15 protein-coding genes, 1 tRNA gene and 1 other RNA gene are annotated in these 16,462 nt (G+C 69.7%); 1 reads left to right on the top strand and 16 read right to left on the bottom strand.

Annotated elements, in window-relative coordinates; translation table 11 throughout:
* Window positions 1-2,338: ADOP family duplicated permease (locus tag Q0C41_RS22890; protein WP_291987735.1), on the top strand; the 2,338-nt coding region annotated here is incomplete at its 5' end.
* Between the two features lie 28 nt (window positions 2,339-2,366).
* Here Q0C41_RS22890 and Q0C41_RS22885 read toward each other — a convergent pair.
* The 16 genes from Q0C41_RS22885 to Q0C41_RS22810 all read right to left on the bottom strand — a co-directional run.
* Window positions 2,367-3,110, bottom strand: a complete 744-nt coding sequence (locus Q0C41_RS22885; RefSeq protein WP_291987733.1) for a class I SAM-dependent methyltransferase — start codon at window positions 3,108-3,110, stop codon at window positions 2,367-2,369.
* Window positions 3,110-3,742 carry a 3D domain-containing protein gene (locus Q0C41_RS22880; RefSeq protein ID WP_291987731.1) on the bottom strand — a complete coding sequence of 211 codons (633 nt, stop codon included), beginning with the start codon at window positions 3,740-3,742 and terminating at the stop codon, window positions 3,110-3,112. The genes Q0C41_RS22885 and Q0C41_RS22880 overlap by 1 nt, the downstream gene beginning before the upstream one ends.
* Window positions 3,742-4,875 (bottom strand): thiamine-phosphate kinase, encoded by a 1,134-nt coding sequence (gene thiL, locus Q0C41_RS22875; RefSeq protein WP_291987730.1) that lies wholly within the window; start codon window positions 4,873-4,875, stop codon window positions 3,742-3,744. The genes Q0C41_RS22880 and thiL overlap by 1 nt, the downstream gene beginning before the upstream one ends.
* Before the next feature lie 2 nt (window positions 4,876-4,877).
* On the bottom strand, window positions 4,878-6,473 hold the full coding sequence (gene rny / locus Q0C41_RS22870) for a ribonuclease Y (protein WP_291987727.1): 1,596 nt from the start codon (window positions 6,471-6,473) through the stop codon (window positions 4,878-4,880).
* A 164-nt stretch (window positions 6,474-6,637) separates the two neighbouring features.
* Window positions 6,638-6,823, bottom strand: a non-coding RNA gene (gene ssrS, locus Q0C41_RS22865) — 6S RNA.
* Window positions 6,824-6,844: 21 nt separating this feature from the next.
* Window positions 6,845-7,189, bottom strand: a complete 345-nt coding sequence (locus Q0C41_RS22860) for a cell division protein ZapA (protein ID WP_291987725.1) — start codon at window positions 7,187-7,189, stop codon at window positions 6,845-6,847.
* Between the two features lie 7 nt (window positions 7,190-7,196).
* Entirely contained in the window at window positions 7,197-7,472 is a 276-nt protein-coding gene (zapB, locus tag Q0C41_RS22855; protein WP_291987723.1) for a cell division protein ZapB, read from the bottom strand.
* Window positions 7,473-7,542: 70 nt separating this feature from the next.
* On the bottom strand, window positions 7,543-9,636 hold the full coding sequence (pheT, locus tag Q0C41_RS22850) for a phenylalanine--tRNA ligase subunit beta (protein WP_291987721.1): 2,094 nt from the start codon (window positions 9,634-9,636) through the stop codon (window positions 7,543-7,545).
* Window positions 9,633-10,718, bottom strand: coding sequence for a phenylalanine--tRNA ligase subunit alpha (gene pheS / locus Q0C41_RS22845; protein WP_291987719.1), 1,086 nt, complete (start codon window positions 10,716-10,718; stop codon window positions 9,633-9,635). Before pheS ends, pheT begins: the two co-directional genes overlap by 4 nt.
* Window positions 10,719-10,804: 86 nt before the next feature.
* Window positions 10,805-11,179: a 50S ribosomal protein L20 gene (rplT, locus tag Q0C41_RS22840; protein WP_291987717.1), complete on the bottom strand. Its 375-nt coding sequence runs from the start codon at window positions 11,177-11,179 to the stop codon at window positions 10,805-10,807.
* A gap of 137 nt (window positions 11,180-11,316) precedes the next feature.
* Window positions 11,317-11,514: a 50S ribosomal protein L35 gene (gene rpmI / locus Q0C41_RS22835; protein WP_291987715.1), complete on the bottom strand. Its 198-nt coding sequence runs from the start codon at window positions 11,512-11,514 to the stop codon at window positions 11,317-11,319.
* A gap of 171 nt (window positions 11,515-11,685) precedes the next feature.
* Window positions 11,686-12,405 (bottom strand): translation initiation factor IF-3, encoded by a 720-nt coding sequence (gene infC, locus Q0C41_RS22830; protein WP_291987713.1) that lies wholly within the window; start codon window positions 12,403-12,405, stop codon window positions 11,686-11,688.
* Between the two features lie 80 nt (window positions 12,406-12,485).
* Complete coding sequence (gene thrS / locus Q0C41_RS22825) at window positions 12,486-14,435, bottom strand: threonine--tRNA ligase (protein WP_291987711.1); 1,950 nt, start codon at window positions 14,433-14,435, stop codon at window positions 12,486-12,488.
* Between the two features lie 67 nt (window positions 14,436-14,502).
* Window positions 14,503-14,578: transfer RNA gene (locus Q0C41_RS22820), tRNA-Val, on the bottom strand.
* Window positions 14,579-14,643: 65 nt separating this feature from the next.
* On the bottom strand, window positions 14,644-15,822 hold the full coding sequence (locus tag Q0C41_RS22815) for a S41 family peptidase (protein WP_291987709.1): 1,179 nt from the start codon (window positions 15,820-15,822) through the stop codon (window positions 14,644-14,646).
* Window positions 15,823-15,869: 47 nt separating this feature from the next.
* Window positions 15,870-16,462: peptidoglycan DD-metalloendopeptidase family protein (locus Q0C41_RS22810; protein ID WP_291987707.1), on the bottom strand; the 593-nt coding region annotated here is incomplete at its 5' end.

Raw genomic sequence — 16,462 nt, 5'->3', positions numbered from 1 at the left:
GCCGGCGAGTGCCGCGGCGGCCGTGGCCACGCTGGCGCTCGGCATCGGCAGTGCCACGGCGATGTTCAGCGTGGTCGATGCCGTGCTGCTGCGTCCCCTGCCGTTCGTGGCACCAGACCGCCTCGTGCGTGCTGATGCGTGGGTGGCGGCCGGTGCGCTCGACGTGTATCGGCTCCAGGCGCGTGCCTTCTCGACGGTCGGCCTGCTGCAGCCCGATCGCGAGGTCAACGTCGGGGTACGCACCGAACCCGAGCGCCTGCGCGCGGCGGTGGCCTCCGATGCGGTGCTGCCGCTTCTCGGCGTCGTTCCCCAACGCGGCCGCGGATTCACTGCTGACGACATGCACGCCTCGTCCCCACCCGTCGTCCTGCTCGGGCACGACCTCTGGCTACGGCGGTTCGATGCCCGCGCCGACATCGTCGGCCACGCGGTGCGGGTCGACGGCGTGAGTCGCGAGGTGATCGGCGTCCTGCCACCAGGGGGCCTGCGACCGCTGGCCGACGTCGATCTCGTCCTGCCAGCGGTCACACGCGGCCTGCCGCCGGCCGTGCTCTGGGGCAGCACCTACTTCCAGCTGCTCGGCCGGTTGCGTGACGACGTGAGTCCGGGTGCGGCGACGGCGGACCTGCGCCGCCTCGCGCCGATCGTGCGCGACAGCTACCCGTGGCGCATGCCCGACGTCTTCGGCGCGGAGGTGGTGGCCGTGCCGCTGCTCGAGAGTCTCGTCGGTGACGTGCGGCCGCGCCTGCTCGTGCTCGGTCTCGCCGTGGCGCTGGTCCTGCTCTCGGCGTGCGCCAACGTCGCCACGCTGGTGCTCGCGCGTGCCGTCGTCCGCGAGCGCGAGTTCGCCGTGCGCGCTGCCGTCGGCGCCTCGCGTCGTCGCCTCGCGCAGCAACTGCTGACCGAGACACTGGCGCTGTGGCTGTGCGGCGGCGTGCTCGGCTGGGGGGTGGCGCAGCTCACAGTCACGGGGCTGCAGGCCTGGCTCCCGGCCGATGTGCCACGTCTCGACACCCTGGCGCTCGACGGACGGGTCCTGGTGGGGACCCTGCTGATCACGCTGCTCACGGGCACGGCCTTCGGCCTGCTGCCGGCGTGGCGGATGGCGCGCACCGATCTGGTCCCGTTCCTCAAGGCCAACGACGGTGGCGTGGCCACCGCCGCCGGCCGACAGTGGCTGGTCAAGGGCCTGGTCATCGGCCAACTCGCGTCGGCCGTAGTGCTGGTGAGTGGCAGCGTCCTCCTGACCCGATCGCTGTGGAACCTCTCGCGCGTCGCGCCCGGCTTCGATCCGGATGATGTGCTGTCAGCCGCGATCACCCCCGACCAGGCGGTGTGCGCCGACGACATCCGCTGCGCGGCGTTCTATACGCAGGTGCGCGAGCGGCTCGAAGTGCTGCCGCAGGTGACGGCCGTCGGCCTGGCCGACAGCGCGCCGATCGGCGGCCCCGCCAGTCTGTTCGCCATCGACGTCGACGGGCATCCGGTGGCGCCGGGTGCCCCTGCCTACACCGCCTCGCGTCTCGTGGTGACGCCGACCTACTTCGCCGCCATCGACCAGCCGCTGGTCCATGGCCGCGCGTTCACCGAGGCCGACGGCGCCGGCGGTGCGCCGGTCGTGCTCGTGAATCAGGCCTTCGCCCGACGTTTCTGGCCTGGGCAGGACCCGGTCGGCAAGCGTCTGCGCTACGTGTGGCAGCCGGTGTGGCGCACGGTGGTCGGCGTGGTCGGTGACATCCGGCAGGATGGCCTGGCCCAGGCGTCGCCGATGGCGTTCTACCTGCCGTACGGACAGGAACGGCCCCGCGACCTCCGGCTCTTCGTCGAGTCGGGGATGGCGTGGCCGCCGCTGGCGCGTGAGGTGCGCCGGGTGGTGCGTGGCGTGCACCCCGAAGTGCCGGTGAGCAAGGTGCAGCCCCTGCGCGGCCTCGTCGAGGCGTCACTGGCCGGGACGACGGCGTTGCTCGCCATCCTGTCGGTCTTCGGGGCGGTCGTCCTGCTGCTCGGCGCGATCGGGACGTACGGCGTGCTGGCCGCCAACGTGTCGTCACGTCGCCGCGAACTCGGCATCCGCCTGGCGCTGGGCGCGTCGGCGCGCTCGATCCGTCGGCTCGTGCTGCGCGACGCGGCCACCCTGTGCGCCGCGGCCTTCGCGCTGGGGGTGCCGGTCGCCTGGTGGTCGGCGCGACGCGCCGAGGCGCTGCTTTTCGGCACTGGCCCGCAGGACGTCACGGCGCAACTGGCAGTGCTGGTGGTGATGACGGCCGTGGCGCTGGCGGCGGCGGCCGTGCCGGCCATGCGCGCGGCGCGGGTCGATCCGCTGCGATCGTTGAAGTAGCGCGAACCGAGCGCCTCGTCGGGGTGGCTCAGCGCTTCTGCGCGAGCAGGAGGAGAGAGCTGCCTATCGGCATGTCCATCCGCCGGACCAGCGAGGCCTCGCACCTGAGCACGCCGGCCAGCACCTGGTTGACCGGTGCCGACGGGATGCTGATCTCGCCATGTGCCTCTTCGGCGGGCTTGAGGCCTCGGCGACGCTGCCACCAGCGGGATCCGAACATCACGGGGAAGAGTGACGCATTGGTGAAGGTGAGGCGCTCGACGTGGAAGCCGGCCGCTTCGACCATCGCGTGCAGTTCGCCGCGTTCGTAGCGGTGCGCTTCTTCGGCCAGCACGGCGTGATCGCCGCGCAGCAGTTCGAGGGCCGCGACGTTCATCACCAGATGGCCGCCCGGTACGAGGATGCGGTGGAACTCGGTCAGGACCTGCCGACCGGTCTCGGGCATGAGGCACTGGAGCACGTCGAAGCAGGTCACCAGGTCGAAGGCCTCGGACCGGAACGGCACCTGCACCACGCTGGCCTGGGCCAACCGGCGTGTCCCGTGGTCCTTGGCGAACTTGAGCCCGGTCCAAGTCAGATCGAACCCGTACGCCGTGCCGTACTGCGCCAGCATCGGGAGGTTGACCCCGGTGCCGCATCCGCAGTCGAGCAGACGGCGAGGCGGATGCGTGGCCGCTGCCCGCGCGACGAGTGGGGCAACGAAGGCGCGAAAGCCCTTGAACCAGAAGTGTTCGGCCTCGGCGCGGCGTGTGGCTTCGAGCAGCAGATCCATCAGGGCCTGGGGGACGGGTCCGGCTGGGCGGGTGGCGCCGGCGCGGCTGGAGCGGGAGATGGCGATGGCGCTGGCGATGGCGCCGGCGCCGACAACTCGGCCTCGCGGCGGCGGAATTCGGCGCCGACGCGTTCGGGGGTGCTCGATCGCGGATTCCAGCCGAGGCGCATCACCTGCAGCCCGATCGTGCGACGACCGAAGGCCAGCGCCTCGTTGCAGTTCCACATGTAGATGTCGACCTGCCGCCCCTTCACGCGCGGGCCGGTGTCGAGAATCGTGTAGATGCCGTTGTACCGGGTGCTCAGCCCTTCGACGCGAATGACCGAGCCCACCGGCAGCAGATCCGGATCGGCGGCCGCGATGCCGGTCTGAATGCCGGCACCCGAGGCCGTCGTCGTGCCCTTGCAGTAGGCCGTGGCGCGGAAGCGGAGGCGCACGCCGGGGGCCGGCGACGCGACGTCCCGCGGATCGGGTGGGCCGGGCTGCATCACCGGCGTCTCGACGCGCGTGCGCCGCAAGGCGCTGGGCATGTACGGCGAATCGAAGATCGGGCTTTCATACAGCAGCACGAAGCCCAGCGCGGCGCCGACGGCCACCACGATGCGGCGACGGAGGGAACGGGTGAGCAGCATCAGGCCGTGCCTCCGAAGTGCTCGAATCCTCCCGGCAGCACGGTCTCGGTGCCTGCGCCATCCACCAGCACCAGCGCGGACTCCTTCGTGCAGAGACCGATGCGCGTGACGAGCGGCAGCCCCTTGCGGCCACTCGCATGCAGGAATCGACGACGGGCGCGGCGAGGCACGGCGAACAGCAGCTCGTAGTCCTCACCGCCGGACCAGGTCAGCGCCTGCGGGTCGGCGCCCAGGCGCTCGGCGACGAGGGCCACGGCGGGCGAGACCGGCACGGTGGCCGTCTCCACGCGGACGCCGACGCCACTCGCCGCCGCGAGCTGGCGCAGCGCGTCCGCCAGACCATCGCTCGTGTCCATGCACGCCGAGGCCGCCTTGTTGCGGCCGATCTGCATGCCGAGAGCGACGCGTGCTTCGGGGCGCCGATAGCGGAGGATTGCCGCTTCGATCTCCGTGGGTACGGCCGGCTGTCCCAGCCGGCCGTCATCATGACCCGCGTCGGCAGCGTCGTGCGGTGACGGCCGGCTCGGAGAGCCGGCCCTACCCACGGCGTCGTGCTGCAACCAGGCCAACCCTGCCGCGGCTGCGCCGACCTCTCCGCTGACATACAACTCGTCGCCTGGGCGGGCGCCGCCACGCCGCAGCACGTGGCGCGGCTTCACGGCGCCGCTCACCGTCACGTCGATGAACAACACCGGCGAGCGCGAGATGTTGCCGCCAATCAGGTGCACGTGCGCTGCGCGGGCCGATGTCACGAGACCCTGGACGAGTTCGGCCACCCACACGGCCTCGAGGTCGGCCGGCAGCCCGAGGGAGAGCAGCGCCACGCGCGGCTCGGCGCCCATCGCCGCGATGTCACTGAGGTTGGTGTGCAGGGCCCGATGGCCGACGTCGGCCGGTGAGCTCAGGGTACGCGTGAAGTGGACGCCGTCGACCTGCACGTCGGTGGTGAGCACGTCGACGTGATTGCGCCTGGGCACGACGACGGCGGCATCGTCGCCGATGCCGATCAGCACGTCCTTCGAGGCGGGCGCACCGACGGTCGTCGAGATCCAGTGGATCAAGGCGTGTTCGCCGACCGAGCCGCACGTCGCCGACGGGGCGTGGTCCCACCCCGGGGGCACGGTGCGCGTCATGGTCAGCGCGCGATCTCCACGGCGCGCGTTTCCCGGATGACCGTCACCTTGATCTGTCCCGGATACTCGAGTTCGTTCTCGATGCGGCGGGCGATGTCCTTGGACAGCCAGACGGCGTCCTCGTCGGACACCTGCTCGCTGTGCACGAGGATGCGGATCTCGCGGCCGGCCTGGAGGGCAAAGGACTTGGACACACCCTTGAAGCTATCGGCAATGTCCTCGAGTTTCTCGAGGCGCTTGACGTAGGACTCGAGGATGTCGCGACGGGCGCCCGGCCGGGCGGCCGAGATCGCGTCAGCTGCCTGCACGATCATCGCCTCGAGCGACGGCCAGTCGATGTCCATGTGATGCGCGGCGACGGCGTCGATGACCGGCGGACGCTCGCCGTGCTTGCGCAGCAGGTCGAGCCCGATGGCCAGGTGCGTGCCTTCCATGTCGCGGTCGACGGCCTTGCCGATGTCGTGCAGGAACGCGGCACGGACGGAGACGTGCGCATCGAGCCCGAGTTCGCGCGCCATCACGCCCGCCAGGAAGGCCACTTCCTTGCTGTGGCTCAGCACGTTCTGCCCGTAGCTGGTGCGGTAGCGCAAGCGTCCCATCAGCCGCAGCAACTCGGGATGCACATCGTGGAGGCCGAGTTCGAAGGCCGCGGCTTCGCCATCCCGCCGGACGGTGTCTTCGAGTTCCGCCTTGACCTTCTCGACGACCTCCTCGATGCGCGCCGGGTGGATGCGTCCGTCGGTGATGAGCCGCTCGATCGAGGCGCGGGCCACCTCGCGGCGGAACGGATCGAAGCTGGAAAGGATGATGGCGCCCGGCGTGTCGTCGACGATGAGCTCGACGCCGGTGGCCTGCTCGAGCGCCCGGATGTTGCGCCCTTCGCGACCGATGATGCGCCCCTTCATGTCGTCGCTCGGCAGGTCGACCACCGAGACGGTGGTCTCGATGGCGTGCTCGGCGGCACTGCGCTGGATGGCTTCGGTGATCAGCTGTCGGGCCTTGGCGGCGGCCTGCTCACGCGCCTCGGTCTCGAGCCGCTTCACGAGATGGGCGGCATCGCGCCGCGCGTCGTGCTCGAGGTGGCGCACGAGCTCGGCTCGCGCCTCGTCGGCCGTCAGACTCGCGACGCGCTGCAGTTCCAGCAACGCTTCGGCATGCCGGGCGTCGGCCCTGGCCACCGTGTCGCGGGCCTGGCGTTCCAGATCGCCCACGGAGGTCTGTCGGCGTTGCAGGTCGTCGAGACGCCGGGCGAGGTCCTGCTCGCGCTGCAGGAGGGTGGCGGTGCGCTCACTGGCGGCCCGGAGTTGCTCGGCGGCGTGCTGCTCGGCCGTCCGTGCCGCGTCCTGCATGTCGCGGGAGGCTCGCTCGGCGTCGACGAGCAGGACATGGGCGCGCTCCTTGCCGGCCAGTTCCGCTTCCTTGCGGCGCCCTTCGGCCTCACGTTCGGCGCTGGCGAGGATCTGCGCGGCCTGCTCGCGGGCATGCGCGGTGTCGGCGGCCAGTCGTCTGCGGGCCCAGTAGAGCCACAGCAGCACGGCGACGGCGGCAACGACGTCGAGCGCGAGTCCGATCAGTTCGAGGGAAGTCCACTGGCCCATGAGTCGGCTCGACTGTGGCCCGAACCTGCCGGGAAAGGCAAGCCCGGACTGGACACGCCTGGCGGGGCAGGACAGGTGCCGCAGGTCTGTCGCGGGAGGCTGGGGAGTCGCCGCGTGCGCCGCGGTTTCGCGCCGGCGGCGCCGACGTCGAGTGCGACAGGAAATTCAACCCCGCGTTGCCGTGTGGGGAGGTCGTTGAACCTGCGGAAGCAGGTGGAACCACTGTAAAAGCCGCGCTTCAGGCTTCCTCGCTGCGGAGGCATGCACACCACGCGGCCGTCGTGATTCGCTTGGGGTAAAGAACATCGGCTCAACCGATCCTCTACCCATCACGCACAACGCAGGCTCACCGATGGTATCACGTCGCCGCGCTAGGCATGCTTCTGGAGGACGGCGTCGATCAGGCGCTCCAGTTCGCCAGCCTTCTCGACGACTTCGGCGGCGATGCGCGCTTCGTCGTCGCGACCGCGGAAGCACTCGTCGGCGATGTTGAGGGCGGCCAGGACGGCCAGCTTCGTGGACTCCCCGATGGGCACGGCGCTGGACGCGGCGTCCATGGTGCGGTCCACGTAGCGGGCGAGCTTGTGGACGTAGGCCGGATCCAGTGCGCTGCGCACCGGATAGCGCAGGCCCTGGATGTCCACCATCACCACGTGGTTCGGTGGGGCCTGCTCGCCAAGCGGCGTCTCGTCGTCCACGGAATGAGGGGCGTTCACCGGCACATCACATCTGGAGAGCGTCGAGCTGGGCCAGCATGTCGGCCACGCGCGTCCGCACCTGGTCGCGTTCCTCACGCATGGCCTGCAACTCGGTGGCGACGCCGGCCGCATCGGACAACTGGGCCTGCAGCGCGTCCACTTCCTTGCCCAGGCGTTCGTTGTCGGCGCGCAGCTTGGTGGACTCGGTGCGACTCTTCTCGACCAGCGAAATCAGCTGGCGGATCTTCTCGTCGAGGCGTTCGACGACGCCGAGATCGGCGGCGGTGGCGGTGTTGCTCATGGTGCAGACTCCCACGGACCGCGCGGTGCGCAGTCCCTACCTGGATGGGCCGGTGTGTGACCGGCCGTGATTACCGCAGGACGGCGCCATGGGCGGCGGCCAGCGCGGCGAGAATCGCGTCGGTGGCCGCCTGCACCTCGGCGTCCGTCAGCGTGCGCTCGGCGGCACGGAAGGTCAGCCTCAACGAGAGGCTCACCGTGCCTGCCGGCAGCGACGGGCCCTGGTATCGATCGAACTCGCGCACCGCCACCAGCGTGGACGGTGCAGCCGCGTGAATCGTGCCACGAACCCTGGCAGCCGGCAAGTCAGCCGCCACGACGATCGACAGGTCGCGGACCACCGAGGGGTGTCGCGGCAGAGGTTGCATCACGGCCTGATGGTCCGGGTCATAGGCAGGCACCGCCAGATCCAGATCGATCTCCGCGACGATGACGGCGTCGGCGCCAGGAAGGCCACGACGCTCCGCGAGTGCCGGGGCGAGTTGACCCACCCAGCCGACGTCCACGCGTGTCCCGGAGGGATCGACCACCTGCAGGCGCGCCGCACGTCCGGGCATCAGCGCGGGATGGTCGGCGGCCTCGGTCTCGAGCGGCACCCGCACCGTCTCGGCGACGCGCTGCAGCACGCCCAGCATGTCGTACACGTCCACGGGGCGTCCGCTGCCGCTCCAGTGCTCGGCGGCGGCAGCACCGGTCCAGGCGAGTGCGACGCTGCGCGATTCGCCATGCGCCGTGGTGAAGCGCGTGCCGAGCTCGAACAGACGGATGTCTCGCTGCTCGCGTCGGCGGTTGTGCGACAGGCTGTCGATGACGCCGGGCAGTACCGACGGGCGCAGCACGGCGAAGAGTTCCGACAGCGGATTGGCAATCGCGATCGGCGCGTCGTCGAACGGCGTGGCGGCGGCCTGCTCGATGAACGTGAAGGTCACGGCCTCGGCGAACCCGGCGCCCACCAGCAGGTCGCGGACTCGCGCGTCCCGCACGAGGCGCGGCGCGGTCTTCGCCGGCGGGGCGGCGAGGGCGGGGAAGGTCACCGGGAGCCGATCGTAGCCAGCGCAGCGCGCCACTTCTTCGATCAGGTCTTCCTCCCGCGTGACGTCGCCGCGCCAGCCAGGCACGGCCACGTCCCAGGCGCCGCCGTCGCCGCCGACCGGGCGAAGGTGGAAGCCGAGGGACGTCAGGATCTGCGCGACCTCTTCGACCGGCACCTCCATGCCCAGCACGCGCGCGATCCGTGCCCAGCGCAGGCGCACGGTGCGCAGCGCGGGGGAGGCCTCGCCCACGACCACGGTGCCAGGACGGGCCGTGCCAGCGCCGATCTGCGTGATCAGCTCGATGGCGCGCTGCAGTGCCCGCACCGGCATCGACGGATCGATGCCGCGCTCGAACCGGTACGACGCTTCCGTCGACAGGTGCAGGCGCCGACGCGTGCGTCGCACCTGCGTCGGCTCGAAGTACGCACTCTCGAGCACGATGGTCGTCGTGGTCGCGCCGATCTCGGTGGCGCCGCCCCCCATGACTCCGGCCACCGCCTGGGCGCGCGTGGCGTCGGCGATCACGAGCATGTCGTCGGCCAGCGTGCGCGACACGCCATCGAGCGTCGTGAGTGCCTCGCCGGCCGTCGCCGTCCGGACGACGATCTGCGAGCCGAGCGTGTCGACGTCGAAGGCATGCAGCGGCTGGTTCAGCTCGAGCAGCACGTAGTTGGTGACGTCGACGATGTTGTTGATCGCGCGAACACCGCTCAGCGTCAGTCGCTCGACGAGCCAGGCCGGCGACGGACCGACCGTCACATCGACCACGGCCGCGCAGTACACCGGGCACAGGTCGGGCCGCTCCACCGTGACGCGGAGAGCTCCGGGCACCGGGTTCCGGGCACCGGGAGCCGGAGGCTCGACGGCCGACGGCCCAAGGCCGAAGGCCCCAACGGGCGAGCGCAGCGAGCGGTCGTACTTCACCGCCGCCTCGCGCGCCATCCCCATGACGCTCAGGCAGTCCGGGCGATTGGCGGTGATCTCGAAGTCGATCACCGCGTCATCGGCACGGCCCTCGACCGGCTCGACCGACGCGACCTCGAAGCCGCGCATGGTGAGGTCCTTCGCCAACTGCTCGATGGGGACGGGGACGTCGACGTATTCCTTCAACCACGACACGAGAATCTTCACGACGCGAACTGCTCCAGGAACCGGAGATCGTTTTCGTAGAAGGCCCGGATGTCGTCGACGCGGTGGGCGAGCAGGGCCAGCCGCTCGATGCCCATGCCGAAGGCGAACCCGGTGTACCGCTCGGGATCGATGCCGACGGCCTCGAACACGGACGGGTGCACCATGCCGCTGCCGCCGATTTCGATCCAGCCGGTGCGTTTGCACATCGAGCAGCCGCGGCCGAAGCACGACTGGCAGCCGACGAAGACCTCGGCGCTCGGCTCCGTGTACGGGAAGAAGCTCGGCTTGAACATGATCGGCGTCTGCGGATCGAAGAACTCCCGCGCGAAACCGAGCAGCGTGCCCTTGAGGTCGGCCATCGTCACCTGCTCGCCGACGACGAGCGCCTCGACCTGCTGGAACATCGGCGTGTGCGTCAGGTCGAGATTGTCGCGGCGATAGACCCGACCGGGCGCGATGATGCGGATGGGGGGCGCGTGCCGCTCCATGTACCGAATCTGCATCGCCGAGGTATGCGTGCGCAGCAGCGTCGCCGGGCGCAGCGTGACGCCCGCCCCCGGCTCGCCGGTCGTCCGTGTGCCCTGGACGAACGGCTGTTCGAGATACAGCGTGTCCTGCGCGTCGCGGGCCGGGTGGTCGCCCGGCATGTTGAGGGCCTCGAAGTTGTGCCAGTCGTCCTCGGCCTCGGGGCCGTCGAGGATCTCGTAGCCCATGCGCACGAAGATGCGCTCGATGCGCTCGCGCATGGCGTTGAGCGGGTGACGCGAGCCGACGGGGAGCGGACGCGCGGGCAGCGTGAGATCGAGCCCGGGTCTGCGCGCGGTGGCGACACCGATCGTGGCCTTGCGCGCCTCGAGGCCGGCTTCGACGGCCTGCTTCAGGTCGTTGGCGAGGCGTCCGACCTCGCGCTTCTGATCGGCCGGCACCTTCGCCATCTCGCCATACAGGGCCGTGACGAGGCCCTGCTTGCGCCCGAGGAAGCGGTCACGCAGCGCCTGCAGGTCGGCCGGCGTGGCGGCGGCGGCCAGCGCCGCGTCGAAGTCGGCCCGGAGCGCGGAGACGGCGGAGGAGAGGTCGGTCATCGTCCAGTTGTCCGTGTACACAAGAAACGGGGGCGCGCCCGCGAAGGCGGCCCCCGTCGATTTCAGCACTTCCTGAAATCCTGCAATTACTGCGCTGCAGCCGGCTGCTTGAGGGCGTCCTTGGCACGCGAGGCGATCGCGGCAAAGGCACCCGGCTCGTTGACGGCGAGCTCGGCCAGCATCTTGCGATCGACGGTGATGCCCGCGCGGTTCAGCCCGGCGATGAACTGCGAGTAGCTGATGCCCTGCTGACGCGCCGCGGCGTTGATGCGGACGATCCACAGACGACGGAAGTCGCGCTTCTTGCGGCGACGACCGACGAAGGCACTCTTGAGCGCGCGGTCGACCGCCTCCTTGGCAAAGCGGTACAGCTTGCTCTTGTTGGCGTAGAACCCCTTGGCAAGGGTCAGAAGCTTTTCGCGCTTGGCACGGCGCACCGTGCCACGCTTGACTCTCGGCATCGCATTCTCCGCAGCCTCGGGGCGGCTCTCCAGCCGACTTGGGGACCCGGACCGCTAACGGGATGGTGATCGACCACCCCAGTGGGTGAAATTGTGAAATGTCAGAAGTTCAGCATTTCACAATTTCACGCGCGTTCTTACGCGTAGGGCAGCATCCGTTCGAGCTTGCCCTGATCCTGGACCGACACGAGCGTGGTGCCACGAAGACCGCGCTTGCGCTTGGTCGTCTTGCTCGTCAGGATGTGCCGCTTGAAGGCACTGCCGCGCAGGAACTTGCCAGAGGCGGTCTTCTTGAACCGCTTCGAGGCGCCCTTGTGGGTCTTGAGTTTCGGCATGATCTGACTCGTTCTCTCTTTACCTTCGAGACCGCGAGGGAGGAGGCCTGGCTCGTCGAGCCGGCCGTCACCGCCGTGGTCCCGCTGTGCGGCGACACCGATGTGGTGTCAGCCATCGGGTCGACGGCGACCCGATTCCCGTGGCGGCGGACTCCGTGAGTCCGCCGCGTGTCATTCGGCCGGCTTCGCGGCCGGCGGCTCGCTGGCCACCACCGGAGGAGCCGCCTCGGTCGCCTGGCCCGCTTCGGCGGCCGCCGCGGCGACCTCGGCCTGCAGTTCCTCGGCCGTCATCTCCTCGCCCTCGTCCTCGTCCACTTCCGGACGGGGCGGGCGCTCCGGCTTCTCGGGCTTCTCGACGCGCTTGATGCCCGGGCGTCCCGAGAGGATGGTGTGCATGGTGTTGCCCTCCATCCTCGGGATGTTCTCGGCCACGGCGATGTCGTTGATCTCGGTGATCAACCGCTCGAGGATGCGACGTCCGATTTCCGGATGGGCGATTTCGCGCCCACGGAAGAAGACGACCGCCTTGACCTTGTCACCCTCGTGCAGGAAGCGCTGGATGTTGCGCTTCTTGAAGTCGTAATCGTGCTGATCGACCTTCGGGCGGAACTTGACTTCCTTCACCTCGATGGTCTTCTGGTGCTTGCGGGCCTGCCGGGTCTTCTTCTGCTCGTTGTACTGGTACTTGCCGTAATCGGTGATACGGCAGACCGGTGGCACGGCCGTGGCAGCGACTTCGACCAGATCGAGACCCTTGGACTTGGCCAGGGCCACGGCCTGGGCCGGCGCCATGATGCCCAACTGGGCGCCCGTCTCGTCGATCACCCGGACCTCGCGCACACGAATGCGCTCGTTGATCCGGACCCTGTCGTCCCGTCGGGGACCCCGCATGCGATTGTCGAACGCGATAACGACCTCCTTGAACGCGCCCCACGCGCCAGCCCCACGGCCAGCCGCACGGAACGCTCTCCCTACTCTGCAACAGGTTGGTCCGACCGACCCTTGCCCGCAATCTCGGCGGCGGTCTGCGCGAGAAACTCGCCGACCGCACGACTACCGAGGTCTCCGCCCTGCCGGCTCCGCACCGACACCGTCCCGTCGGCCACTTCCTTGTCGCCGACGACCAGCATGTACGGCACCTTCTGCAGCTGAGCTTCCCGAATCTTGTACCCGATCTTCTCCTGGCGGTCGTCCAGACCCGCCCGGAGCCCGGCCGCCACCAACTCGGCCCGCACCTGTGTCGCGTACGCGGCATGGCGGTCGGCAATCGGCAGCACCACCGCCTGCACCGGCGCCAGCCAGAGCGGAAACGCCCCGGCGAAGTGCTCGATCAGCAGCGCGATGAACCGCTCGAAACTGCCGAAGATCGCCCGGTGAATGACCACCGGCCGATGCTCGGCGTTGTCGGCCCCGACGTACTTCAGGTCGAACCGCTCCGGGAGCTGGTAATCGAGCTGAATCGTCGCACATTGCCACTTGCGGCCGATGGCGTCGGTGACGTCGAAGTCGATCTTCGGACCGTAGAAGGCGCCATCACCCGCGTTGATGGTATACGCCTGGCCGGCGCCCTCGAGCGCCTGCGTGAGCTGCGCCTCGGCGTGATCCCAGGTCTCGCGCTGGCCGAGATAGTGTTCCGGCCGCGTCGAGAGCTTGACCTCGTAGGTGAGCCCCAGGTCGCCATAGACCTGTTGCACCAGCCCGAGCAGCCGCTGGACTTCCTCGCCGATCTGCTCCTGCATCACGAAGCAGTGGGCATCGTCCTGCGAGAACTGCCGCACTCGCGTCAGGCCGCCGAGCACACCCGACGCCTCGTTGCGGTGCAGCGCCGTCTGCTCGTGGAAGCGAATCGGCAGGTCGCGGTACGACCGCACCTGGCTTGCGAACACCAGCATGTGGCCGGGGCAGTTCATCGCCTTGAGGGCCATGTCCTCGCCCTCGTCGCCCTCGAGCACAAACATGTTCTCGCGATAGTGCTGCCAGTGCCCCGACGTCTCCCACAACTGCTTGTTGAAGACGATCGGCGTCTTCACCTCGTCGTAGCCGGCGGGGTAGAGCACCTGGCGCATGTACTCGGCCAGCCCGTTGTACAGCAGCGTGCCCTTGTGCAGCCAGAAGGCGGCGCCCGGCGCCCACGGGTGGAACATGAACAGCCCGAGTTCCTTGCCCACCTTGCGGTGGTCGCGCTTCTTCGCCTCTTCGAGCCGGGCCAGGTGCGCCTGCAGGTCCTTGTCGCTGAAGAACGCCGTGCCGTAGACGCGCTGCATTGGCTGGTTCTTGGCGTCGCCCTTCCAGTACGCGCTGGACGTGGTGGTGAGCTTGAACGCCTTCAGCTTGCCCGTCGAGGGCACATGCGGGCCGAGGCAGAAGTCCACGAACGTCTCGCGGTCCTTGATCGTGTACACGGAGACGTCGGCCTGACCGGCCGTCTTCTCCTCGATCAACTGCACCTTGAGCGGCTCGCCGCGATCACCGAAGAACCGCATCGCCTCGTCGCGCGGCCACGACTGCTTCTCGAAGACCTCGTCGGCCTGCGCCAGCCGGCGCATCTCGGCCTCGATCTTCTCCAGGTCTTCCGGGACGAACGGCTTCTCGACCACGAAGTCGTAGTAGAAGCCATCCTCGAGCGCCGGGCCGATGCCGCACTGCGTGCCGGGAAACAGCCGAGTCACCGCGGCCGCCAGCAGGTGGGCGGTGCTGTGCCGGTAGACGTGCAGGGCGTCGGCGCTGTCGGTCGTCAGAATCTGGACGCGGGCATCGGCGTGCAACGGGAACGACAGGTCGACCAGCTGGTCGTCCACCCTGGCCACGAGCGCCGCCTTGGCCAGCCGCGGCGACACGTCGGCCGCCACGTCCCGAACGGGCGTGCCGGCAGCGACGGATCGCGTGGATCCGTCGGGAAGTGTAATGACGACGGGCATCATGCCGCGAACACCGGTCTCCACAGCCGAGGCCGGCTGGAGCAACAACCGGTGGGCGGGTGGCTGAAAATGGTAGGCACGGGCGGAATCGAACCGCCGACCTCCTGCGTGTCAAGCAGGCGCTCTAACCCCTGAGCTACGCGCCTACAGCCATTCGCACGAGCACATGTGCGAACGCCCATCTTACAGCGGAGCCACCAACCGACGCAAGCTACGCGGCCGCCTTGGCAGGTGCCTGGCTTTTCGCGGTCTCGATGGCCTTGTCGAGGATGGGATCCTCGGTCGGCGCCGGGGCGCCGAATTCACGATCCGGCTCGGCGACCGGCACCGTCGGGACGAGCCCGGTCCCATGAATCGCCGTGCCCTTGGGCGACAACCAGCGGGCGTAGGTCAGCCAGAGTCCGCTGCCATCGGGCAGCTTCACGAGCTTCTGCGCGGCCGCCCGCCCGAGCGTGCGCTCGCCCACCGTCTTCGCGCGGTCGTTCTCCAGCAGCGCGGCGGCAAAGACCTCGGCGGCCTGCGACGTGCCATTGGTGGTGAGCAACGTGACCGGCACGGTGAGGCTGCCGTCGCCGGCCTGGGCCTCGGTCTTCTGCTGCCCGCGTCCGCGCGCTTCGCGGATGGCGAGCGTGCCCGACTTCACGAACAGGCGCGCCGCCTCGACGCCGAGGGCCGGATCGCCGTCCGCCGTGTGGCGCAGGTCGATCAGGACCTGCGTCGCCCCCTGACCGGTGAGCTGCGTGACGCTCGCCTTGATCTGGGCCGGCGTCCGCGCGCTGAAAGCCGGCACGCGCAGCAGGCCCACGCCGGGCGCCACGACGCGCGTCGTCACATCGGCGGCCGGAGGAGCCACCCGCGCGAGCACCACCTCGTGCGGGTCGGTCTGGCTGCCACGCAGGACCGTGAGCGTGATCGACGACCCCACCGGCCCGCCCAGCAGGCGCTGACCCTCGTGCAGGGACATGTGCCGCGTCGACTTGCCGCCGATGGCGCGGATGTAGTCGCCCGTGTGCAGTCCGGCCCCGGCCGCCGGCGACCCATCGAGCGACGCGACGACGCGCAGGTAGTACTGCCGCGTGATCGCGAGACCGGTCGTGCCGCCGGTCGGCTCGCTCGTGGCGTCCATCCCCTTCACCTGCGCGGCGTCGAGGTACGAACTGTCGGGGTCGAGGCCTTCCGCGAGCCCGAGCATGGCGCCGTCGAGCACTGTATCGGGATTGGGTTCCTCGACGTAACTGCCGAAGATCAGCGACACCACGTCGTCGAACACCCGCAGATGCGGGTAGGCGCCGGTCGGGGTTCGCTGCTGGCCCATCAGCCCACCGACGAGCGTGAACACCACGAGGGGCGTCGTCAGGGCGAGCACGAGATAGCGGGTGCGCGTGTGCATGGAGGAGACGCCTGCTGCGTGACGAGGCCGAGGGTCGGAGACCGTGGCTAGGGACGTGTCAGCCATTGTAGGGGATCGACGGGACGACCGTCGACGCGCACCTCGAGATAGAGCCCGGCCGATCCGTCCGGCGCATCGCCGACGTCTCCGACGAGGGCCCCGGCGTTCACGGACGTGCCTCGTTGGACGCGCACCACGGAGAGATAGCCGTACAGCGAGTAGGCCTGCTGCCCGTGGTCGACGATGACGAGCTGGCCGAACCCCGTGAATGGGCCCGCGAAGACGACCGTGCCGGGGTGTAGCGCCCGCACCGGCGTGCCGAGGACGGCGGCGATCGTGATGCCGTTGCTCACCGTGCTGGTGCCGAAGCGGGCATCGCGCTGGCGGCCGAAGCGCCCGGCGACCTCGCCCTCGACCGGCCACGGCAGCTGACGCCGTCGCGATTCGAAGGGCACGCTCAGGATGGCGGACGTCGAGCCGGCCGAGGCGCGATCGGTCATCGACGAGTCGAGGCGGGCCCGCGCGGCCACGAGTTCGCCGAGCCAGCGTTCGCGGGCGCCGGTTTCGGCGTCGAGCGAGGCCAGCAGTTCCTGCTTGCGGGCGTAGGCGGCCTCGGCCGCCGCGCGCCGCACCCGCGCCT

The sequence above is a fragment of the Luteitalea sp. genome, assembly GCF_022842525.1.
Lineage (GTDB): Bacteria > Acidobacteriota > Vicinamibacteria > Vicinamibacterales > Vicinamibacteraceae > Luteitalea.
The sequence above is the reverse complement of the archived record's forward strand: the minus strand, read 5'-3'. Positions and strand labels throughout refer to the sequence as shown.